The organism is Rhizobium sp. L51/94, assembly GCF_019355555.1.
Lineage (GTDB): Bacteria > Pseudomonadota > Alphaproteobacteria > Rhizobiales > Rhizobiaceae > Rhizobium > Rhizobium rhododendri.
This window is the reverse complement of sequence record NZ_CP072141.1, coordinates 3,426,173-3,446,309: the sequence shown is the minus strand read 5'-3', so window position 1 is coordinate 3,446,309 and position 20,137 is coordinate 3,426,173. Positions and strand designations below refer to the sequence as shown.

The following is a 20,137-nucleotide window of genomic DNA, read 5'->3' as shown; positions in this document are numbered from 1 at the left end:
AGACTTGCTGCTGACCCATCCTTCGAAGGAGAGATGATTATGATGATCGGGAAAAAAGTACCCTCCGTCACCTTCCGCACCCGCGTTCGCGATGAATCTGTCGGTGGCTCGAACCCCTTCCGGTGGCAGGACGTGACATCTGCCGACTATTTCGCCGGCAAGCGCGTCATCGTGTTTTCCCTGCCGGGCGCATTCACGCCGACCTGCTCGACCTTCCAGCTTCCTGATTTCGAAAAGCTGTACGGCGAGTTCAAGGCCGCGGGCATCGACGATATCTACTGCATCTCGGTCAACGACGCTTTCGTCATGAATGCCTGGGGCAAGTCGCAGAACCTCGTCAACATCAAGCTCATTCCGGACGGTTCCGGCGAGTTTACCCGCAAGATGGGCATGCTCGTCTGCAAGGACAATGTCGGCTTCGGCATGCGCTCCTGGCGCTACGCTGCCGTTATCAATGACGGCGTCGTCGAGCAGTGGTTTGAAGAAGAGGGCTACTCGGATAACGCCGAGAACGATCCCTATGGCATTTCTTCGCCGCAGAACATCCTGGAGAACCTCAAGTCGCTTCAGGTTGCTGCCTAACAAAAAATATCCTGTCTTGATTGAGCCCCGACTTCGGGGCTCAATTCGTTTACCAGGGATATTGTAGCGGTAAATACTTTGCGTGGTTTTGAGGCGATTGCGTGCCGTAGCGAGACATTATTCCGGCATGGATTTGGCGGCACGCAACCTTTGGCAATTATTGCGTTTCTGTCTAAATTAGAACATTATAATCAAATGCTTATGGTTTGTTCGCTGAGCGTTCACAACTTACCGGTAGGCCGCATTCTATCGATTTCCTTAACACTCTGTAATGAGAAGGGCGGCTATCCCAAATGCGGGTGTTGCGGGAGTGGGGAGGGCGGTTTGCATGTCTAGATGGATACCGCTACAGGTCGAGCTCGGTAACTTTCATCAACGCCGGACGATCTATATCTTCGCCTTAAAGGCGAGTTTTCTATCGGTTCTCCTCTCGCTCATGGTGGTCGTGACGGCCTTGCCGGTGATGTCGTGGCTCGGCATTTTGCGGCTGCCGCTAGCGGACTGCATCCGGCTTGGCATCATGCTCTCCTGGCTGATCGGGGGAACGGTGTCCGCCATTCTCGCGGTCCTGACAGGCTACTCCATCCACGAAATTTCGGTTTCGCGTGCCGAGTTCGAACGTTTGAGCCGCACCGACACGCTTTCTGGACTATTCAACCGTCGCGCCTTTGCCGAATCCATGGCGGGCGCGGATAAAGATGCATCGCTGGTCATCTTCGATGTGGACCGCTTCAAGTCGGTCAACGACCGCTATGGTCACGCCGCCGGTGATGCCGTTATCGTTGCGATCTCCGGAGTGTTGTCGAAAATTTTCAGCGAGCAGGCCGTGGTCGGTCGTCTCGGGGGCGAGGAGTTCGGTGTTCTGCTATCCGGAGGCAGTGCCGAAGATCGTATTGCGCGGATCGAAGCTGCGAAGGTCACAGTCTGCAACACCAGTATTTTGATCGATTGTGGCGCGATCTCCGTCACGATCTCGGCGGGTATTGCCGACTTCACCCCGGTGCGCAGTCCGGAGGCTGTCTATGCGGCTGCTGACAACGCGCTTTATCTCGCGAAGGCGCTGGGCCGAAACCGGGTTGTACATGAAAACGAAAGGCCCCACACCGTCGCGCACTGTTCCAGTTTGCTCGATCCCGACATGACATATATGACCGCAATGCCTCGGCCCGGGTTTGGCGCCTGGGAAACCAAACGTCGCGTTCGCATTCCTGTTGCATAGACGATGACTATTTTGCATGGTCACGCTTCACAGAAACGGAACCTTCCATGCAACGCATCACCTCCTATCTTCCGGCTGGCACCCCATCTTCCCATCCGATCGAAAAGGTCGTCCTGCCGCATGATCTTCGCCATCTTCGCCGCAAGCTTCTGCATCTGGAGAACGGCGACATGGTCATGCTCGACCTCAAGGAAGCGGTTCTGCTGGCCCACGGCGATCTTCTGGTGCGCGAGGACGGTGAACTCATCGAGATCGTCGCTGCGCCGGAGAAGCTGTTCGAGATCAAGCCGCGCAACCGGTTGCATCTGATCGAGCTCGCCTGGCACCTCGGCAACAGGCATCTACCGGCACAAATCGAGGAAGATCGTATCCTCATCCTGCGCGATCACGTCATTCGATCGATGCTCGAAGGCCTGGGTGCCGATGTGGCCGACGTCACCGAGCCTTTTCAGCCGGCGCGAGGCGCCTACCATTCGCATGGTCACGACCACGGCCATCCGGCACACGACTGACCGTCATGGGTGACGTCAGTCAAACAACTGCCCTGCTGCGTCTGATGGCCTGGCTGTCGCCGGCCTTCCCGATTGGTTCGTTTGCCTATTCGCAAGGCCTCGAAAGAGCGGTGCATGACGGGCTGGTGACCAATGCCCGGGATCTCGATTCATGGTTGTCCTCGGTCCTTACCCATGGCGCTGTCTGGAACGATGCGGTGTTGATGGCCGAGGCGCATACTTCGGCATCTGATCCCCAGCCGCTTGCTGCCTGCGCCGAACTCGCAGAAGCTTTGGCCGGTTCGCGGGAGCGGCATCAGGAAACAATGCTACTGGGGGACGCTTTCCTGGCGGCTGCCGGCGCATGGCCGCAGATGCCGGTGTCTGTTCCTGAAAAGCTTGCCTATCCCGTTGCCGTCGGCGCGGTTGCCGCAGCCCATGGGGTCGGGGCACGCGACGCTATCGCGGCTTACCTGCATGCCTTCGTGTCGCAGGGCGTCTCGGCGTCCATTCGGCTCAGTGTATGTGGCCAGAGGGACGGCGTCGGGGTGCTTGCCGGGCTTGAAACCCTGGTTTCGACTACCGCCGCCAAAGCAGCGTCTTCCACCCTGGACGATCTGGGTTCGGCCGCTGTCCAGGCCGACATCGTGGCTCTCAGGCACGAGACGCAACGGGTGAGGCTGTTCCGCTCGTGATCGCCGCTCTGCCACTCTCATCCCGGCGGGGCGGGGTGCGGATACGTCATTTGCCTCTATCCGCCGCTGTCGCGTTTCACTATCCTTATGTTTTATCGGAGTTCGAACCATGAAATCCAGAAACGGTCCCCTGCGCGTCGGTATCGGCGGTCCTGTTGGCTCCGGCAAGACGGCGCTGACGGAGAAGCTGTGCAAGGCATTGCGCGACGAGTATTCCGTCGCCGTCGTCACCAACGACATCTACACGACTGAAGATGCCGAGGCACTGGTACGGATGCAGGCGTTGCCGTCCTATCGTATCGTCGGCGTGGAGACCGGCGGTTGTCCGCACACCGCCATCCGCGAGGATGCAACCATCAACCTGCAGGCGATAGCCGGGCTGAATGCGCGGATTCCGGATCTCGATATCGTCTTCATCGAATCCGGTGGCGATAACCTCGCCGCAACGTTCTCTCCGGATCTTGCCGACATCACCATCTATGTGATCTCGGTCTGCCAGGGCGAGGAAATCCCGCGCAAGGGCGGGCCCGGCATCACGAAATCGGACATGCTGGTCATCAACAAGAAGGACCTTGCGCCGCATGTCGGTGCCGATCTCGAGGTCATGGACCGTGACGCAACCCGCATGCGGGCCGATCTGCCCTTCGTGTTCTCCGACATGAAGCGCGGCGACGGCGTTGGCACGATCGTCGATTTCCTCAAGCTCCACGGCGGGCTTTGAAGCTCAGACGTTTCTAAGCGCTTCCGGGTCCTTGATCTCGATCAGGCGGCCGTGGACTGTGACGCCGGAGCTCCTAAGGGTCGAGAACGCCCGCGACAGGGCTTCCGGCGCCAGGCCCAGTTTTCCTGCCAGCAGGCTTTTGGGGAAGGGTAGGCGGAGCTGGGCGGCTTCGCCGCTGCCGGCGCAGGCATTCAGCAAATAGTTGGCGACCCTCTGCGGGGCCGTCTGCAGCCGGTCATTGGCGATGCAATCTATGCTGTCTAGAAAGTGGCTCGATATGACGCTCACCATCGCCTTGTCGATCGCGCAATAACGCTCCGCAAGACGCCGCACGGAGTGCGTCTCGAACCGGCAGAGGAGCGTCGTGTCCGTCGCCTGGGCATTGTAGCGGTATCCGCCCTCTGCATAGAGTACGCACTCTGCAAAGGTGTCTCCGGGGCCGCAAAGGCGGATATCCGCTTCCCTGCCGTCCCTGTTCAGGCGGTAGAGGCGAACATAGCCGCTCAGCACGCAGTAGAAGAATTCCGACGGCTCATTTTGGCGGAAGATAATATCGCGCGCTTCGCAGTGGACGGCGGAGGCGCTCTCGACCAGCTTGTCAGAGGCTTCTCCGATCAGCGAACTGATAAACGGCATTGTCCGGAGAAGCGACTTCTCACGCTCGCCCATCGGCAGCAGACTGCTCATGCACGAAGCCCTCCAAAAATATAATGTTCATCATAGCCACCCGAGGCTTTCACCAACTTGACCTGGATCAAGGATGCCCCCGTCGGCCAGCCATCGCAGCGCTTTCGTACCCGCCTGTCACTATCGCACATTATTCAGCGGCGTGAGGCGGCAAGTTGAGGATATTCCGTTTATCGTCGCCCGCCCGGTGGGAAGGATCCTTCTGCTCCAGCCGCTCGAAGCGCCGCTCCAGATCCGTGAGTTCCGCCCGGTTCGCCGCCATCGCAGCTGCGAGGCTTTCCTGGGTAACGACGACGTCGTCGGCATCCCTGCGCCCGACCAGACGTCCGAAGAGCCAGCCGAGCAGACGCGACAAGTCGTCCATGATGAGGAAGAAGGACGGCACGACAATCAGGCTCAGCACGGTTGAGACGATGATGCCGCCGATGACGGCAATTGCCATCGGCGCGCGGAACGAGCCGCCTTCGCCGACGCCCAATGCGGAGGGCAGCATACCGGCCGACATGGCAATCGAAGTCATGATGATCGGCCGCGCGCGCTTGCGTCCGGCTTCTACCATGGCTTCGACGCGCGGCATGCCCTTGTGCATCATCTCGATGGCGAAATCGACTAGCAGGATGGCGTTCTTGGTCACGATGCCCATCAGCATGAGGATGCCGATCAGCACCGGCATGGACAGCGGGTTGTGGGTGACGATTAGCGCTGCTGCGACGCCGCCGATGGCAAGCGGCAGCGAGAACAGGATGGTAAAGGGCTGGATGACATCCTTGAACAGCAGGATCAGCACCGACAGCACCAGCAGCAGCCCTAGCAGCATGGCATTGATGAAGCCCTGCTGCATTTCGTTCTGTACCTTGGCGTCGCCGCTTTCAGCCAGGTGGACGCTTGCCGGAATATTCGCCCCGGCGACGATCTGGCGGAAACGGTCGGATGCACTGTTCAGCGCGACTCCCTGCGGCAGGTCGGCGCCGATGGAGACGACGCGGTAACGGTTGTTGCGCTTGATCGAGCTCAGGCCTTCGGAATAGTCGATGTCGGCCACCGTCGATAGCGGCACCGTGCCGCCGGTTGCCGTCTGGATCCTGAGTGCGCGGATGGCGGCGAGATCGCGCCGCATGTCGAGAGATGCCTGAACGCGGATCGGGATCTGGCGGTCGTCGAGCGAGATCTTCGCAAGCAACGAATCGCTGTCGCCGATGGTAGCCACCCGCAAGGTGTCGGATATCGCCTGCGGCGTGATGCCGAGCCGGGCAGCCTCGTCCTTGCGCGGATGGATCTGCAGTTCCGGACGCGGCAAGGCGCCATCCGGGCTGACATTTGCCAGCAGCGGATCGGCTCGCAGCTTCGATTCCAGCGTCGCGATGGCGCCGTTGAGATCGGTTGAGCTACGCGACAGGAAGTTGAACGACAGGTCGCGCTCGCCGCGGTCGTTCAGCTTGGTGATCCGGACATCGGGGATATCGCGCAACTTGGCGAAGACTTCCTTCTCGATATCCCATTGCGGCCGAATGCGACCCTTCGGGGTTACCTTCGGCAAATGCGGGCCGACGATGGGGATGGAGCCGAGGACGTCGTTGACGAGCCTCGTTACGAGCGATTGGTCGCGCTTGAAAAGCCCGAGGGTCACGGTCGCGCGGCGCAATTCCAGGTCGCCCTTCGGAGACGCTCCTCCGAGCACGAAGACGCTTTCGACGCCGGCGATGTCCTTGACCCGCTTGTAGACGGCGTCGGTCGCTTTGTCGGTGTCGTCGAGGCGGGCATTTGGCGGCAGTTCGACGGAGAGCACGATCCGCGAAGCATCGTCAGGCGGCAGGAAGCTGCCCGGCACCTGGAAGAGAAAATAGACGGACCCGATCAGGAAGGCGATGGCCGCCAGCAGCGTCGTGTAGCGCCAGCGCGTGGTAACCCGGATCATCCGCGTGTAGCCGCGCATCATGCGCCCGTCATTGTCGTGATGATCGTCCATGCCGTCTTCGGCACTCATCAGGTAGGCTGCCATCATCGGCGTGATGAGCCGGGCGACCAGTAGCGAGAAGAACACCGAGAAGGCGACGGTGAGGCCGAACTGGATGAAATACTGGCCGGGTATGCCCGGCATGAAGGAGACGGGCACGAACACGGCGATGATGGTGAAGGTGGTGGCGATGACCGCCAAGCCGATTTCATCCGCAGCCTCGATGGCCGCGCGGTACGGCGTCTTGCCCATCTTGATGTGGCGGGCGATATTTTCGATCTCTACGATGGCGTCGTCGACGAGGATGCCGGTCGCCAGCGTCAGGGCGAGGAAGCTCACCAGATTGAGCGAGAAGCCCATCAGGTCCATGATCCAGAAGGTGGGAATGGCCGACAGGGGGAGGGCGATGGCCGAGATCAGCGTGGCGCGCCAGTTCTTCAGGAACAGGAACACGACAATGACGGCGAGCAGCGCGCCTTCCATCAGTGTGTCGATGGCCGCCTCGTAGTTGCCATAGGTGAAGTAGACCGAATCGTCGATCAGTTCGATGCTGACGTTCGGGTTTTCCGTCCTGACCTTCGCGAGGCTTTCGGACACAGTCTTTGCGACGCTGACTTCGCTGGCGCCCTTGGCGCGGAAGACGCCGAAGGTGACCACCGGATTGTTGTTGAAGCGCGAGAAGGATTTCGGCTCCTCATAGGTATCCTTGATCGCGCCGAGATCGGAAAGCTTCACGAAGCGCCCGTTGGACAGCGCAATCGTGGTGTCGGCAAGCTGGGCCACGTCGCGGGCATCGCCGAGCACGCGGATTGCCTGCTCGCTGCCGGCCACCTGGCCACGGCCTGAGCCGAGATCGATGTTGGTGCCGCGCAGTTGCTGGTTGACGCTGAGCGCGGTGATGCCATGGGCGTTCAGCTTGTCGGGATCGAGCTCGATGCGCACCTCGCGGTTCGCACCGCCGTACCGGTCGACGCGGCCGATGCCCTTCTGGCCCTGAAGCGAACGCTTGACGGTGTCGTCGACGAACCACGAGAGTTCCTCGAGCGTCATATTGGGAGAGGAGACCGCAAAGGTCTGGATCGCCTGGCCTTCGACATCGACCTTGGATACGATCGGTTCGTCCACGTTGCCCGGCAGGTTGCCGCGGATACGGTCGACGGCGTCCTTGGTGTCCTGGACGGCCTGCTGCGTCGGCACTTCAAGGCGGAAGACCACCACAGTCTGCGATACGCCGTCATTGATCGTCGACTGGATTTCGTCGATGCCGTTGATGCTGGCGACGGCGTCCTCGATCTCCTTGGTCACCTGCATTTCCAGTTCCGCCGGAGAGGCGCCGTTCTGGGTTACGGTGATGTTGACGACGGGAACGTCGATGTTCGGAAAACGGGTGATCGGCAGCTTGTTGAAAGCTTGCACGCCGACAAACAGCAGCAGCACAAAAGCCAGCAGCGGTGCGACGGGATTGCGGATGGACCAGGCGGAGAAATTCATCTGAGCCCCGTTCAGTTGGTTGCAGCGGGCATATCGTGCACCGGCGTAATGTGGTCGCCGTCGCGCACGTAGGCACCCGCCTTGGCCACCACCTCGTCGCCGGCATTCAGACCCTTGACGATCTGGATATAGGCGCCGTCCTGGATACCGGTTTCAACGCTGACGAACTTGACGATCCCGTTTTCGACCCTGCGGGCGGACGATCCCTGTGGCTCGTTGTTGACAGCAGTCAGCGGCAAGGCGATGCCGTCCGTCTGGTTTATGACGATCTCTGTGCTGCCGTACATGCCGGCGCGTGCCTTGCTGCCATCGTCGATATAAATGTGGACCGCGCCGAGCCGGGTGACGGCATCGACTGTCGGGGAGACGAGACGCACCGAGCCGGTCAGCTTTTCACGGCTGCCGGAGAGCGAGACGGTGGCCTTCTGCCCCGCCTGGATCTTGGTTATATCGCTCTCTGAGACGTCGGTGACTAGCTCGAGGGCGCTGTCCCGGATGATGGTAAACAGCGGATCGCCTGAGCCGTTGGCAATGGCGCCAACGCGCGCGTTGCGCGACGCGACCGTGCCGCTTACGGGCGTCTTGACGCCGGTGCGGGCAAGCTTCAGGTCGATGTCGGCGATCTGGCTGTCGACCACCTTGAGATCGGCTTCCTGGACGGCGATGGCTTGTTCGGCCGATGTCACCCTTGCCTTGTTGGCTGCTGCCGACGCCGTTGCCTGCTCGACGGTCGAAACCGAGACGGTACCCTTTTCACCCATGGCAACGGAGCGTGCGCGCTGCAATTCGGTCTGGGCGTCGTTGGCTTGCGCCTCGATCAGCTGGGCGTGCAACTGGGCAAGCGTCGCCTGACCCTTCGCGCGCGTTGCCTGCGTCTCGGCCTTCTGGAGCACCAGCGCATCGTCGCTCAGCGTCGCCAGCGTGCTGCCGGCCGTTACCTTGTCGCCAACGTCGGCATGCAACGTCTTGATCGGCAGGCCATCGACGAGCGGCTGGATGTAGACTTCCTCGACTGCCTTGACCGTTCCGGTGGCGACGATTTTCTCGACCATGTTGCGCTTCACGGCCTGCGTCACGACGATGGCCGGAAGGTTCTGCTTGGGGGCCGCAACAGCAGTTTCCTCCGCGCTTGCGGCAAAGGCGGGCAGCAGACTCAAGAGCAGGAATGCGGCGGTCTGGGCTTTGAGCGGCGTGCGGAACATGCTGTTCTTTCGAATGTTGCGGTCGATCGTCGGGCGTTTGGAAATGCGGCAGTTCTCGATGCTCGGTTTACTCGCCATCTGCAATAGCGCTCTTACCTGTGAAAACGCCCCGTAGACCCCTTTTGACAAGGTTACGACCCGTTCCAAACTTCGGATCATGAAGTTCAATACTAGCAAAAATAAGTTTTGAAAGCGCCTTGTTTAAAAGTTCCTGAGAGCGCCCTCCAGATTGGAGGTGGCGACACTCCGTTGGACTTCCACAAGGCGTCGGGATGCTATTCCGGCTTTACGAATTTTCGCCGAAAAGACTGCTCTTTCCAAGGACACCGAGCAGCATTCTCAATCCGGGCTGGTGCACGGCTTCAATCGCCTCCGGAAAGGGTACCCATCTCATGATGCGTTGACCCTTCTCCGGAAACTCCGTAACGGCAAGGCGGACGTCGAGAAGGTGGACTGAAACACGGTAGGATGCGTTGGTGCCCTCCTTGCGGTAGGCAAATGCTCCAAGGATCTCGGGCGCGCACGTGCCGCGTATGCCGGCCTCCTCGAAAGCTTCGCGCTCCGCCGCCTGTGCGGAGGTTTCGCCAGCTTCGACATTGCCTTTGGGGATGCCCCATCGCCCGCTCCGACGACTGGTGATCAGCAGCACCTCGCGGGAAATCCGGCGATAGCAGATTGCACCCGCCCGCTCGAACAGCGGCTGTGCAGTCTGCTTCAGGGCAGGCGCCCCCGTCTGCAGCTTCACCGTCGGCTCATCCATGGCAGCGCACCCCTGGAGCCTTCAATGGGACCCATACCGATGATGACGTCATCGCCAGAACCTTTTGACATCGAGCAGATCGTCCAGCGCATCCGCGGATGCTTGGAGTAGCTTGGTCTTCCTTCCTGTCGGGGATAGCCTGCCGGCATCCGGGTGGTCTTCCAGGCCGTGATCACGAAGGACTGCCGGCGCCGTGGCGAGATCGTTGACGCCGCCCAGATGTTCCTGGAGTTTCTCAAGAGCTTTCACGAACTCCCTGTGGCGCCTTCGTCCTTGCTTGTCGCTGAACAAGGAGGCGAAAAACTCGGCGGCGTAGCGAAGTTTCTTCGCATCCTTTCTAACCTCGTGGCGCTCCGTGTCGGTTCCATCTGCCAGAAGTTTAGCGTTTCGCCTGATGGTCTTGCGCAGGCGGTCGAGGGCATGGGAGGCGAACTCCGAGGCCGGCGCGTGGCGCGCTTCCCGGGTTTCCTCCATCTCCAGATAGGCGCCGCACCATAACCACTCGATGAAATCCATGGCCACCCGCCGTGCGCGCGGAGATGCCATCGCCTCTATGGCGAGATCGTATTTTTCGGTGCGCAGAACCTTCAGGCGGTCGCGAAGCTCGCCGTTGTCTGCAGTCGATACGAGAATGTCGAAGTTGCGAGCGTCGCCCATGATCGAGGCCAGCCATTTCAGTTCGGCGGCAATTCGGCCTGCCTCGGGATCGACCAGAATAGGCTTGAAGATCGACAGGGCCGAACGGAGCCGGCGCAGGGAGACGCGGGCCTGATGCAGCGCTTCCGGGTTTCGTCGATCGGCTAGCACCGTCTCGTTCAGGCGAAATTGCCGGAAGCAGGATTGGCCAATGGTCTGGAAGGCCGTCACGGCGTTGGCCGTTCGGTCGAGTTGCACGGGCTCGGCTTTATAGAAATTCTGCAACGGCGCGACCAGGGCGTAACCGCGTTCGGATTTCGAAAGCACCCCGAGGCGCAGGCCGTCGATATCCTGGATCTTGCGCGCGGCGCGAAAGAGATCGAGCGTGTTGCCGTCCTTCAATTCCAGTTCGACCTCGCACACCGGGCTGCGGCGGTCCCCGGCGATGACGATGCCCTCGTCGACGACGATCTCGATTTCGGAGCCGTCCTCCCTGTGCAGCCATTTCTTTCGCTGCACCTGCACGATGAACTGGACCACGAGTTGATCGGCATCGAGATCGGGCCATAGGTCTGTGGAAATGGGTGCGGTGTGATCGAGAACAGGGACGTCCGTCTCGACGATCGATTCCCATTCGGGCCTTGCAAACAGGCCGGCAGTGCTCTGGTGCGTTGCCTTGATCGTCTGGGTGCGGACATCGCCTGCCTGCCGGATGCGAAGCGAAAAGCCTGCGTTGCGCAACGTCTGGTCAGGGGTGTCGAAGTAGAGCGCGCGCTGCTCGAAGACCGCCAATGGCTCGCCCAGTAGTGGCGAGTTCAGAAGCCTGTCCTTGGCTTCCTGCGACAATTCGAGCTTCAGTTCGATTTCGCGTGTCAAATGTCATTCTCCAGGTTGCAACACGCCATAGCCCTCAAGTGTTAAGGCTTGCCGCTCCAGCCTTCCCGACGCCACTGGTCCGCACGCTCGTCGATGTCGATGGAGCCTTCGTCGTCGAGGATATTGCGGGCGATGTCGTACTGCGCCTTGTCGACGTCGATCACCGATACCAGAAAACCGCCGCGTCGCAGGCCTTCGGAATAGGCGGCTCGCTCGTGGTCGGCGAAGAACCAGTTTTCGAGCTTGTGCCAGAAGTCGACCGGCTCCGCTGCAGTTGCCGGCTCGTCGCCTTCGCTGGCGATATTGGGGAGGAAATGGACTGCTTCCGACGGAATGCCGGCGTCTTGCAGGCGGGCGACTGCGGACGCTGCTTCGCTCCTGCTGTCGAAGATCGCCGAGAGCGTGCAGGCGGACGCCGGGCGGAAATCCGGGTCGTTTTCACTGGAGATGTTGTTCATGTCGGTCTCCTCGTTCGGCTGCGATCAAAGCGAGTGTCGCTGGAAATGGCGCGGCTGGCAACACGCAGTCCGCTAGCGGGCGGATGCTCCACCGCAGGCTGAAAATCTGCAGGTCGAAGGACCCAGATATCGCTAGGATAGCCGCTGCGGGTGACAATCAGTTTACAGCACGTGCGCCTTTATCTCGGCAGGTTCGGGCGAAAGTGGTGATGAACCAATCGGTTCCGAGCCTATTTTGCCTCGGGATCCCGATCTGACGCGGCAATTTCACCGCCCCTCAACGCAGAAACGCGCAGGCATGAGAGCCCGCGCGTTTCAGGACTGTTAGAGCGTTAAGACTACTTCAGCGCGGCATCGGTGATGGCGTGCGTCCAGGCGTCCTTGGGCTCCTTGGTGATGATCTTCTGGTCCAGCAGGGCTTTTTCGGTGCGTTCGTAGAGCGCCTTGTCGAGCTTGCCGGAGCCGATCAGCTTGGCGACTTCGCCGGCCATGAACTTCTGGTGGGCTTCGTCCTGACCGCCGTTATCGACGACGATTTCGGCGGCTTCATCGGGATGCTCGACGGCGTATTTCCAGCCCTTCATGGAGGCGCGAACGAACTTGACCATCTTTTCCTTGAAGGCCGGGTCCTTGAGCTTCGTTTCGTTGGCGTAGAGGCCGTCTTCGAGCAGGTTCACGCCGAGCTTGGTATAGTTGAAGACGGTGAGGTCCTCAGGTTTGAAGCCGGCGTCGAGGACCTGGCCATATTCGTTGTAGGTCATCACCGAGATGCAGTCGGCCTGCTTCTGGATCAGCGGCTGGACGTCGAAGCTCTGCTTCAGGACCGTGACACCGTCCGTGCCGCCCGATGTCGGGATCTTCAGCTTGTTCATCCAGGCGAAGAACGGATATTCGTTGCCGTAGAACCAGACGCCGAGCGTGTGGCCTTTGAAGTCGGCTTCGGTCTTGACCGGGCCGTCCTTGCGGCAGACCATTTCAAGGCCTGACTTCTCGAAGGGCTGGGCGATGTTGATCAGCGGCACGCCCTTTTCGCGGGCAACCAGGGCACCGCCCATCCAGTCGACGATCACGTCAGCGCCGCCGCCGGCGATGATCTGCTCAGGAGCGACATCAGGGCCGCCCGGCTTGATGTCGACGTCCAGGCCTTCCGCCTTGTAGAAGCCCTTGTCCTTGGCGACGTAGTAGCCGCCGAACTGGGCTTGGGCGACCCATTTCAGCTGCAGCGTCACCTTGTCGGCAGCAAGTGCTGACTGGGCTGCGGCAACGGCCATGGTGCCGGCCATCAATGTCATGACTATTTTTTTCATTTTCTTCCCTTTTCCCTCTGAAGTTATGCCTGCGATCCCTGGCCAGGATAGCAGGCCGTCTAGCCACCACGGCTCGACGGATGCCAGAAAGTCGTTGCCCTTTCCACCAAGGCCACGACGCCATAGAAAACGGAGCCGGCAATCGCCGCCACCGTGATTTCCGCCCACACCATGTCGACGTTCATCCGGCCGATTTCGGTCGAGATGCGAAAGCCCATGCCGACGATGGGGGTGCCGAAGAATTCCGCGACGATGGCACCGATCAGAGCCAGCGTCGAGTTGATCTTCAATGCGTTGAAGATGAAGGGTGCTGCGGCTGGAAGCCGGAGCTTGAACAGGGTCTGGGTGTAACTCGAGGCGTAGGTGCGCATCAGGTCACGTTCTATCGCTCCCGATGCCGCAAGGCCTGCCACGGTGTTCACCAGCATCGGAAAAAAAGTCATGATGGTAACCACGGCCGCCTTCGATTGCCAGTCGAAGCCGAACCACATGACCATGATCGGGGCGACGCCGATGATTGGCAGGGCGGAGGCGAGGTTGGCAATCGGCATCAGGCCGCGCCTCAGGAAAGCGAAGCGGTCGGCGAGGATCGCCACCAGAAATCCGCTGATGCAGCCGATGGCGTAGCCGGCGATCACCGCCTTGAAGATCGTCTGGCGAACGTCGGCGGCAAGGATCGGCAAGGAACTGGCAATTCGGACGGCAATGGCACTCGGCGGCGGCAGGATGATGAACGGGATGCCGGCGCCACGCGTAGCGGCCTCCCAGATGATCAGGATCCAGGCACCGAAGATCGCCGGAATTAGCAGCCTCAGGACCGTACCGGAAAAGCGCGAGTGCGGGCGGATATCCGAAAGAATGCTGACGCAGCGCCACGCGAGCAGCCATGCGGACGCCAGCAAAAGGAAGAATGACAGTCTGGCGGCGCCCTCATTGCCGGTGATTGCGGTCAACAGCAGCCAAGCGACTTCATGGGCTGCCAGAAACAGGATGGCAGCACTGATCGCCGGCGGCAGTGTCAACTGCGACAGAAAGCATGAGATGATGATCATGAAGAAGATCAGGGCGCTGATACCGGGCAGGATGGGATCGCCGCTGCCGGGTTCGATCAGCGGAAAGGTGAGGGCGGCGCCGATGCAAAGAAGGATCGCCACGAGGCTTTGCCAGGAATACTGGAGGTTCTTCATGATGGGCGCCTCCCCATCGCACGGTCGACGATGCGGGCGGCAATGCTGACGATGCCGACGAGCAGGGCCGCTAGTACCGAGCCCGCGACGAGCGCGGCCCAGATGTCGATCGTCTGGCTGTAATAGGAGCCGGCGAGGAGTTTTGCGCCGATGCCGGCGACAGCTCCGGTCGGCAATTCAGCGACGATGGCGCCGACCAGGCTCGCCGCAATACCGACCTTCATCGAGGTGAACAGGTAAGGCACGGAGGCGGGCAGACGCAGCTTCCAGAATGTCTGGGTGGCTGTGGCCTTGTAGGTGCGCATGAGGTCCAGGTGCATGGCTTCGGGTGAGCGAAGACCCTTGACCATGCCGACCGTCACCGGAAAAAACGACAAGTAGGTCGAAATCAGTGCCTTGGGGATCAGCCCGGTGATGTCGACCGCGGCGAGCACGACGATGACCATCGGCGCGATGGCGAGCACCGGCACGGTCTGGGAGGCGATGATCCAAGGCATCAGGCTGCGGTCGAGCGTGACGACATGGACGATGCCGATGGCGATGAGGATACCGAGAAGCGTGCCGAAGACGAAGCCGACGGCTGTGGATGTCAGCGTGATCCAGGCGTTGTAGACGAGGCTGCGGTTGCTATCGATGGCGCGCAGGAAGGTGTTGTCAAAAACCGCAATCGCCACCTGGTGCGGCGCCGGAAGCGTCGGCTTCGGCTGCGCCATCGTCCTGCCAATGAACTCCAGTGGGCCTGTGGACACGCCGGCGCGGCTGTCGAGGTCGATCTGGAAAGGGGCGTTCATGATAACGGTGGCGACATACCAGATCGCCAGGATGGCGAGGAGAACGGTCGTCACGGGAATGAACTTGTGCCGGAAAAACTGTTCGTTCTCCATGCTCACGCCTTTCCCTGCAAGGGAAGCAGCATCAACGCCATAGATACGACGCCGAGCCCGACACCTGCCATCTGCGCCAAGCTGAGGCGCTCGCCGAAGACGACAAAGGCGATGATGTTGATGGCGACCAATTGCACGATGGCCGAGGCGGAGATGGCAAGGCCAAGGCCGCCCTCGCGCATCAACCGCACCATCATCAGGTTTCCGACGCAGTAAAGCCCGAGGGACAGCACGAGGATCAGGACATTGCTGGTGGCGATATAGGCCCGCGATGCGGTGGCGCCGCCGAGGAAGATCAGCATGGCGCCGCCGAGCCAGAGGAGGAAGGTGCCGTTCATGGCCTATTCCTCATAGGAGTGGCCGGCGCGCAGGCCTTCGCGGACGCGGTGGGCGATGGCGAGGAATTCGGGGGTTTCACGGATGCCGAGCGGACGCTCCGCCGGCAACGTGGATTCGATGATATCGGTCACCCGGCCGGGGCGCGGCGACATCACGACGATCCTCGTCGACAGGTAGACCGCTTCAGGGATCGAGTGGGTGACGAAGCAGATCGTCTTGTTGGTGCGGGCCCAGAGTTTCAGCAGTTGCTCGTTCAGATGATCGCGGACGATCTCGTCGAGTGCGCCGAAGGGTTCGTCCATCAGCAGAAGGTCGGCGTCAAAGGCGAGTGCGCGGGCGATCGATGCGCGCTGCTGCATGCCGCCCGACAATTGCCAGGGGTGCTTCTTCTCGAAGCCGGTGAGGTTGACGAGGTCCAGCGTCCGGGCGATGCGTTTGTCCCGCTCATCCTTCGCGTAGCCCATGATTTCGAGCGGCAGGGAGATATTCTTCTCGATGGTGCGCCACGGATAGAGCGCTGGAGCCTGGAAGACATAGCCATAGGCTCGCGCCTTGCGGGCCTCTTCAGGCGTCATGCCGTTGACGTCGATTTCGCCGGAAGTCTTCTTCTCGAGATCGGCGATACAGCGCAGAAACGTCGTCTTGCCGCAGCCTGAAGGGCCGATGAAGGAGATGAAATCGCCCTTGCGGACATCGAGATCGACGTTGCTCAGCGCATGCACCGGACCATCGCTCGTCTGGTAGGTGAGACAGAGATTTCGGGCAGACACGACGGATGCCGTGATCTTCTGTTCTGGCGTGGATGCGATTACCGACATTTCTTCACGGGTCCCAATTTTGTCCCGTCCTCGAAAAGGATGCGGTAACTGCTCTTGTCTACACGGATGATATCAACTCTCTCTTCGCCAGCGCTGTCTTCACCTTCTGCCTGGCAGGCGGCCGTGACGGTGAACCTGTCGTTGCTGGTCTTGACGATCTTCTTGAACTCGCAGCTGGAAACGGACGTCGTCACGGCATCAGGCGTCAGCAGCAGGAATGTATCGGCACCGCTCGATTCTCCGGTCTTTGCATAGATGCATCCTTCCTTGCTGCCATAATTGCCGTCGATGGCCAGTCCCAGGCCATCGGCGTTTGCATAGGTCGGTACGAGCAGAATGGCGGTAACCAGAAGGTGGCGGGCGCGCACAGTTACACCCCGCTTGCCGGGATGCCGGTGCGCTGGACCTTGCGGGGCGCGACGACGTCTTTCCAGGTGGACAGGGCCTTGTTGACGGCGGCGAAGGGTTCGCGCTTCACAAACTTGCCGTGGCCTTCCTGGGTTTTCACCGTCGTCTCCTCGATGGCAACGACACCGCGGGTCAGCGTATAGCGCGGCAGTCCGACGACCTGCTTGCCCTCGAAGACGTTGTAGTCGATGGCCGACTGCTGGTTTCCAGCCGAGATCGTCTTGGCACGAGTGGGGTCCCAGACGACGATATCGGCGTCCGCACCGACCAGGATCGCGCCCTTCTTCGGATACATGTTCAGGATCTTGGCAATGTTGGTGGAGGTGACCGCGACGAACTCGTTCATCGTCAGGCGGCCAGTGGCGACGCCATGGGTCCACAGCATCGGCAGACGGTCTTCGAGGCCGCCCGTGCCGTTGGGGATCTTGGTGAAGTCGCCGACGCCGAAGCGCTTCTGCTCGGTGGTGAAGGCGCAATGGTCGGTCGCGACGCATTGCAGCGAGCCTGACTGCAGACCCGCCCACAGGCTGTCCTGATGCAGCTTCGAGCGGAACGGTGGCGACATGACGCGACGGGCGGCGTGGTCCCAATCCTTGTCGAAATACTCGGTTTCGTCGAGCGTCAGGTGCTGGATCAGCGGCTCGCCATAGACGCGCATGCCATTCTGGCGGGCGCGCCGGATGGCCTCGTGTGCTTGCTCGCAGGAGGTGTGGACGACATAGAGCGGCGCGCCGGCCATATCGGCGATGATGATAGCGCGGTTGGTCGCTTCGCCCTCGACAGCGGCAGGCCGGGAATAGGCGTGGGCCTCGGGACCATTGTTACCCGCCGCCATCAGCTTTGCCTGCATCTGGGCGACGATATCGCCGTTCTCGGCATGCACCATCGGCAAGGCGCCAAGCTCGGCGCAGCGCGAGAACGAGTGGAACATCTCGTCGTCGTCGACCATCAGGGCACCCTTGTAGGCCATGAAGTGCTTGAAGGAGTTGATGCCCCTGTCCTTGACGACGGTCTCCATCTCGTTGAAGACCTGCTCGCCCCACCAGGTCACCGCCATGTGGAAGGCATAGTCGCAATTGGCGCTGGCGGACTTGTTGTCCCAGCGGTTTAGCGCATCGAGCAGCGACTGGCCGGGCTCCGGCAGGCAGAAATCGACGACCATCGTCGTGCCCCCTGCAAGCGCTGCGCGCGTGCCGCTTTCGAAATTGTCGGCCGAGTAGGTGCCCATGAACGGCATCTCGAGATGCACATGCGGATCGATGCCGCCCGGCATGACATAACAGCCGGTGGCGTCGAGCACTTCATTTCCCAGAAGGTTCGGCCCGATCTCGACAATCACCCCATCCTCGATCTTGACGTCGGCCTTGTAGGTCAGGTCGGCCGTGACAACGGTGCCGTTCTTGATGACTGTGCTCATGGCTTTCGTTCCCGATTGTGAAATTTTCGGTGTTCAAACGTCTTGGCAAGAGACCATCCGCCCTCGCCGGGATTGCGGCATGCTTCCCCTTCGCCCCGTTGGGGAGAAGGTGGCCCGAAGGGCCGGATGAGGGGCCTACAGGATCTGGTCATCCGGGCCTCTTTCCGGTGTCGATCGCAGGATAAAAGCGTAGTATCTCGTCTCGGACAGAAAGCTGCCCTTCAAGGGCTGCCAGGATCGTGTCCAGAACTGCCCGCCGCTCACGAAGAACCTCCTGGTTCCAAAAGCGTATGACCGAATAACCGTGCTGGTTAAGCCACCGGGTACGGCGGGTGTCCGATTGCATCTCTGCATGCTGGACGCCATCGACCTCAACGATCAAGCCTGTTTCGCGGCTGAGAAAATCCACCACGTAAGGGCCTAATGGAATTTGGCGTGCGAATTTGTGACCATTCAGGCGCCGATTTCTCAGATCGCTCCAAAGACGGTATTCCTCTTCAGTCTCATTTTTGCGCAATCGCCGGGCCTGCTGGGTTTTACCGGGACGTCGTCTAGTGATGTCATCCTCGTGCATTTCGCGCCCCTCATCCGACCCTTCGGGCCACCTTCTCCCCGCAGGGGAGAAGGGAGAAGACACAGCCCCCGCAGCCTTGCTATCGCTCGACGTGACTAGCATCGTCTACTCCACGATCCCCGCCGTCTCCACCACCGCGTGGAACAGTACGTCGGCGCCGGCTGATGCCCATTCCTTGGAAATATCTTCCGCCTCGTTGTGGCTGATGCCGCCGACACAGGGGCACATGATCATCGTGGCCGGGGCCACCTTGGCGGCCCAGCAGGCGTCGTGGCCGGCGCCGGAGATGATGTTCATGTGGCTGAGGCCGAGTTTTTCGGCGGCGTTGCGGACCGCTGACACCAATGTCGGATCGAAGGTCACCGGATCGAAATGGCCGACGGCCTCGATCGAGCAGCCGACGCCGAGGGCTTCGGCGATGCCTGCCGCCTCGGTCTCGATCCTTTCGCGCATCCGGTCGAGTTTGGCCAGATCCGGCGTCCGGATGTCGACTGTGAAGACGACCTTGCCGGGCAGCACATTGCGGGAGTTGGGAGAGAAGAATACCTGGCCGACACCGCCAACAGCGCCCGGCTGGTTTTCCATCGCCACGGCCTGGACCATCTCGATAATTCTTGACATGGCAAGGCCCGCGTTGACGCGCAGCGCCATCGGTGTCGAGCCGGTATGGGCTTCGCGGCCAGTGAGCGTGATCTCCAGCCACCATAGGCCCTGACAGTGGGTGACGACGCCGATCGCCTTGTTTTCGGCTTCGAGGATGGGGCCTTGCTCGATATGGTATTCGAAGTAGGCGTGCATCTTGCGGGCGCCGACTTCCTCGTCGCCGAGCCAGCCGATACGCTTCAGTTCGTCGCCATAGGTCTTTCCGTCCGGATCCTTGCGGCTGTAGGCGTAGTCGAGATCGTGAATGCCGGCAAAGACGCCAGAGGCCAGCATCGCCGGAGCAAAGCGGGCGCCCTCTTCATTGGCCCAGTTGGTGACGACGATTGGATGCTTTGTCTTGATACCGAGATCGTTCATGGTGCGCACGACTTCGAGACCGGCCAACACGCCGAGAACGCCGTCGTATTTGCCGCCGGTAGGCTGGGTGTCGAGATGCGAGCCGACATAGACCGGAAGTGCGTCGGGATCGGTACCGGGCCGGGTGGCAAACATCGTGCCCATGCGGTCGACGCCGACAGTCACTCCGGCTGCTTCGCACCATTGCTGGAAGAGATGGCGTCCTTCGCCATCGGAATCGGTGAGCGTCTGGCGGTTGTTGCCGCCGGCAATGCCTGGTCCGACCTTCGCCATATCCATCAGCGCATCCCAAAGGCGGTCGCCATTGATACGCATGTTTTCGCCTGGTGCGGCCACCATATGATAATCCTCGCCCGTTTTGTCGCGGCCATGCGAGCGGCATGACCGGTCGTTCCCTTGGTCTTGCTGCGG

At 60.9% G+C, this 20,137-nt stretch carries 20 protein-coding genes; 5 read left to right on the top strand and 15 right to left on the bottom strand.

All coding sequences use genetic code 11. From position 1 onward, the window contains the following. Nucleotides 1–42: 42 nt before the first annotated feature. The 5 genes from J5274_RS16785 to ureG all read left to right on the top strand — a co-directional run bounded on the left by J5274_RS16785 (nucleotide 43) and on the right by ureG (nucleotide 3,708). Entirely contained in the window at nucleotides 43–582 is a 540-nt protein-coding gene (locus tag J5274_RS16785; protein WP_142823622.1) for a peroxiredoxin, read from the top strand. A gap of 436 nt (nucleotides 583–1,018) precedes the next feature. Further along, nucleotides 1,019–1,801 (top strand): GGDEF domain-containing protein, encoded by a 783-nt coding sequence (locus tag J5274_RS16780; RefSeq protein WP_161991112.1) that lies wholly within the window; start codon nucleotides 1,019–1,021, stop codon nucleotides 1,799–1,801. A 47-nt stretch (nucleotides 1,802–1,848) separates the two neighbouring features. Next, nucleotides 1,849–2,313 carry an urease accessory protein UreE gene (gene ureE, locus J5274_RS16775; RefSeq protein WP_142823492.1) on the top strand — a complete coding sequence of 155 codons (465 nt, stop codon included), beginning with the start codon at nucleotides 1,849–1,851 and terminating at the stop codon, nucleotides 2,311–2,313. Between the two features lie 5 nt (nucleotides 2,314–2,318). Continuing rightward, a complete protein-coding gene (locus J5274_RS16770) occupies nucleotides 2,319–2,987 on the top strand; it encodes an urease accessory protein UreF (protein WP_142823491.1) in 669 nt (222 codons plus the stop codon). A 109-nt stretch (nucleotides 2,988–3,096) separates the two neighbouring features. Then, the gene (gene ureG / locus J5274_RS16765; RefSeq protein ID WP_142823490.1) at nucleotides 3,097–3,708 is read left to right on the top strand and encodes an urease accessory protein UreG; all 612 of its coding nucleotides are present in this window, start codon (nucleotides 3,097–3,099) and stop codon (nucleotides 3,706–3,708) included. 3 nt (nucleotides 3,709–3,711) lie between these two features. On the opposite strand, the gene J5274_RS16760 is transcribed toward ureG, so the two are convergent. The 15 genes from J5274_RS16760 to J5274_RS16690 all read right to left on the bottom strand — a co-directional run bounded on the left by J5274_RS16760 (nucleotide 3,712) and on the right by J5274_RS16690 (nucleotide 20,065). Beyond that, nucleotides 3,712–4,395, bottom strand: coding sequence for a Crp/Fnr family transcriptional regulator (locus J5274_RS16760; RefSeq protein ID WP_142823489.1), 684 nt, complete (start codon nucleotides 4,393–4,395; stop codon nucleotides 3,712–3,714). Between the two features lie 130 nt (nucleotides 4,396–4,525). Next, nucleotides 4,526–7,840 carry an efflux RND transporter permease subunit gene (locus J5274_RS16755; protein ID WP_142823488.1) on the bottom strand — a complete coding sequence of 1,105 codons (3,315 nt, stop codon included), beginning with the start codon at nucleotides 7,838–7,840 and terminating at the stop codon, nucleotides 4,526–4,528. 11 nt (nucleotides 7,841–7,851) lie between these two features. Further along, nucleotides 7,852–9,042 carry an efflux RND transporter periplasmic adaptor subunit gene (locus tag J5274_RS16750; protein WP_142823621.1) on the bottom strand — a complete coding sequence of 397 codons (1,191 nt, stop codon included), beginning with the start codon at nucleotides 9,040–9,042 and terminating at the stop codon, nucleotides 7,852–7,854. A gap of 286 nt (nucleotides 9,043–9,328) precedes the next feature. After that, complete coding sequence (locus J5274_RS16745) at nucleotides 9,329–9,802, bottom strand: NUDIX hydrolase (protein ID WP_219274686.1); 474 nt, start codon at nucleotides 9,800–9,802, stop codon at nucleotides 9,329–9,331. A gap of 48 nt (nucleotides 9,803–9,850) precedes the next feature. Next, on the bottom strand, nucleotides 9,851–11,314 hold the full coding sequence (locus tag J5274_RS16740) for a CHAD domain-containing protein (RefSeq protein ID WP_219274685.1): 1,464 nt from the start codon (nucleotides 11,312–11,314) through the stop codon (nucleotides 9,851–9,853). Nucleotides 11,315–11,355: 41 nt separating this feature from the next. Continuing rightward, nucleotides 11,356–11,772: a hypothetical protein gene (locus tag J5274_RS16735; RefSeq protein WP_142823485.1), complete on the bottom strand. Its 417-nt coding sequence runs from the start codon at nucleotides 11,770–11,772 to the stop codon at nucleotides 11,356–11,358. 338 nt (nucleotides 11,773–12,110) lie between these two features. Beyond that, nucleotides 12,111–13,079 (bottom strand): ABC transporter substrate-binding protein, encoded by a 969-nt coding sequence (locus J5274_RS16730; RefSeq protein WP_209184446.1) that lies wholly within the window; start codon nucleotides 13,077–13,079, stop codon nucleotides 12,111–12,113. 59 nt (nucleotides 13,080–13,138) lie between these two features. Then, nucleotides 13,139–14,266, bottom strand: coding sequence for an ABC transporter permease (locus tag J5274_RS16725; RefSeq protein WP_142823483.1), 1,128 nt, complete (start codon nucleotides 14,264–14,266; stop codon nucleotides 13,139–13,141). Further along, on the bottom strand, nucleotides 14,263–15,150 hold the full coding sequence (locus J5274_RS16720) for an ABC transporter permease (protein WP_209184444.1): 888 nt from the start codon (nucleotides 15,148–15,150) through the stop codon (nucleotides 14,263–14,265). The genes J5274_RS16725 and J5274_RS16720 overlap by 4 nt, the downstream gene beginning before the upstream one ends. Before the next feature lie 2 nt (nucleotides 15,151–15,152). Next, nucleotides 15,153–15,488 carry a hypothetical protein gene (locus J5274_RS16715; RefSeq protein WP_142823481.1) on the bottom strand — a complete coding sequence of 112 codons (336 nt, stop codon included), beginning with the start codon at nucleotides 15,486–15,488 and terminating at the stop codon, nucleotides 15,153–15,155. 3 nt (nucleotides 15,489–15,491) lie between these two features. Continuing rightward, nucleotides 15,492–16,307 carry an ABC transporter ATP-binding protein gene (locus J5274_RS16710; protein ID WP_142823480.1) on the bottom strand — a complete coding sequence of 272 codons (816 nt, stop codon included), beginning with the start codon at nucleotides 16,305–16,307 and terminating at the stop codon, nucleotides 15,492–15,494. Further along, entirely contained in the window at nucleotides 16,298–16,675 is a 378-nt protein-coding gene (locus J5274_RS16705) for a hypothetical protein (protein ID WP_142823479.1), read from the bottom strand. The genes J5274_RS16710 and J5274_RS16705 overlap by 10 nt, the downstream gene beginning before the upstream one ends. 2 nt (nucleotides 16,676–16,677) lie before the next feature. Beyond that, the gene (gene hydA / locus J5274_RS16700; RefSeq protein ID WP_142823478.1) at nucleotides 16,678–18,132 is read right to left on the bottom strand and encodes a dihydropyrimidinase; all 1,455 of its coding nucleotides are present in this window, start codon (nucleotides 18,130–18,132) and stop codon (nucleotides 16,678–16,680) included. 148 nt (nucleotides 18,133–18,280) lie between these two features. Continuing rightward, complete coding sequence (locus J5274_RS16695; protein WP_142823477.1) at nucleotides 18,281–18,808, bottom strand: endonuclease domain-containing protein; 528 nt, start codon at nucleotides 18,806–18,808, stop codon at nucleotides 18,281–18,283. Nucleotides 18,809–18,811: 3 nt separating this feature from the next. After that, a complete protein-coding gene (locus J5274_RS16690) occupies nucleotides 18,812–20,065 on the bottom strand; it encodes a Zn-dependent hydrolase (protein ID WP_219274684.1) in 1,254 nt (417 codons plus the stop codon). Between the last annotated feature and the right edge of the window lie 72 nt (nucleotides 20,066–20,137).

Excerpts from the sequence above, each read along its gene's own strand:
- J5274_RS16750 (WP_142823621.1), bottom strand. The coding sequence starts at position 9,042 with ATGTTCCGCACGCCGCTCAAAGCCCAGACCGCCGCATTCCTGCTCTTG.
- J5274_RS16690 (WP_219274684.1), bottom strand. The coding sequence starts at position 20,065 with ATGGTGGCCGCACCAGGCGAAAACATGCGTATCAATGGCGACCGCCTT.
- J5274_RS16710 (WP_142823480.1), bottom strand. The coding sequence starts at position 16,307 with ATGTCGGTAATCGCATCCACGCCAGAACAGAAGATCACGGCATCCGTC.
- J5274_RS16725 (WP_142823483.1), bottom strand. The coding sequence starts at position 14,266 with ATGAAGAACCTCCAGTATTCCTGGCAAAGCCTCGTGGCGATCCTTCTT.
- J5274_RS16745 (WP_219274686.1), bottom strand. The coding sequence starts at position 9,802 with ATGGATGAGCCGACGGTGAAGCTGCAGACGGGGGCGCCTGCCCTGAAG.
- ureG (WP_142823490.1), top strand. The coding sequence starts at position 3,097 with ATGAAATCCAGAAACGGTCCCCTGCGCGTCGGTATCGGCGGTCCTGTT.
- J5274_RS16730 (WP_209184446.1), bottom strand. The coding sequence starts at position 13,079 with ATGAAAAAAATAGTCATGACATTGATGGCCGGCACCATGGCCGTTGCC.
- J5274_RS16760 (WP_142823489.1), bottom strand. The coding sequence starts at position 4,395 with ATGAGCAGTCTGCTGCCGATGGGCGAGCGTGAGAAGTCGCTTCTCCGG.
- J5274_RS16785 (WP_142823622.1), top strand. The coding sequence starts at position 43 with ATGATCGGGAAAAAAGTACCCTCCGTCACCTTCCGCACCCGCGTTCGC.
- J5274_RS16735 (WP_142823485.1), bottom strand. The coding sequence starts at position 11,772 with ATGAACAACATCTCCAGTGAAAACGACCCGGATTTCCGCCCGGCGTCC.
- ureE (WP_142823492.1), top strand. The coding sequence starts at position 1,849 with ATGCAACGCATCACCTCCTATCTTCCGGCTGGCACCCCATCTTCCCAT.
- J5274_RS16715 (WP_142823481.1), bottom strand. The coding sequence starts at position 15,488 with ATGAACGGCACCTTCCTCCTCTGGCTCGGCGGCGCCATGCTGATCTTC.
- J5274_RS16780 (WP_161991112.1), top strand. The coding sequence starts at position 1,019 with ATGGTGGTCGTGACGGCCTTGCCGGTGATGTCGTGGCTCGGCATTTTG.
- J5274_RS16695 (WP_142823477.1), bottom strand. The coding sequence starts at position 18,808 with ATGCTAGTCACGTCGAGCGATAGCAAGGCTGCGGGGGCTGTGTCTTCT.
- J5274_RS16755 (WP_142823488.1), bottom strand. The coding sequence starts at position 7,840 with ATGAATTTCTCCGCCTGGTCCATCCGCAATCCCGTCGCACCGCTGCTG.
- J5274_RS16770 (WP_142823491.1), top strand. The coding sequence starts at position 2,319 with ATGGGTGACGTCAGTCAAACAACTGCCCTGCTGCGTCTGATGGCCTGG.
- J5274_RS16720 (WP_209184444.1), bottom strand. The coding sequence starts at position 15,150 with ATGGAGAACGAACAGTTTTTCCGGCACAAGTTCATTCCCGTGACGACC.
- hydA (WP_142823478.1), bottom strand. The coding sequence starts at position 18,132 with ATGAGCACAGTCATCAAGAACGGCACCGTTGTCACGGCCGACCTGACC.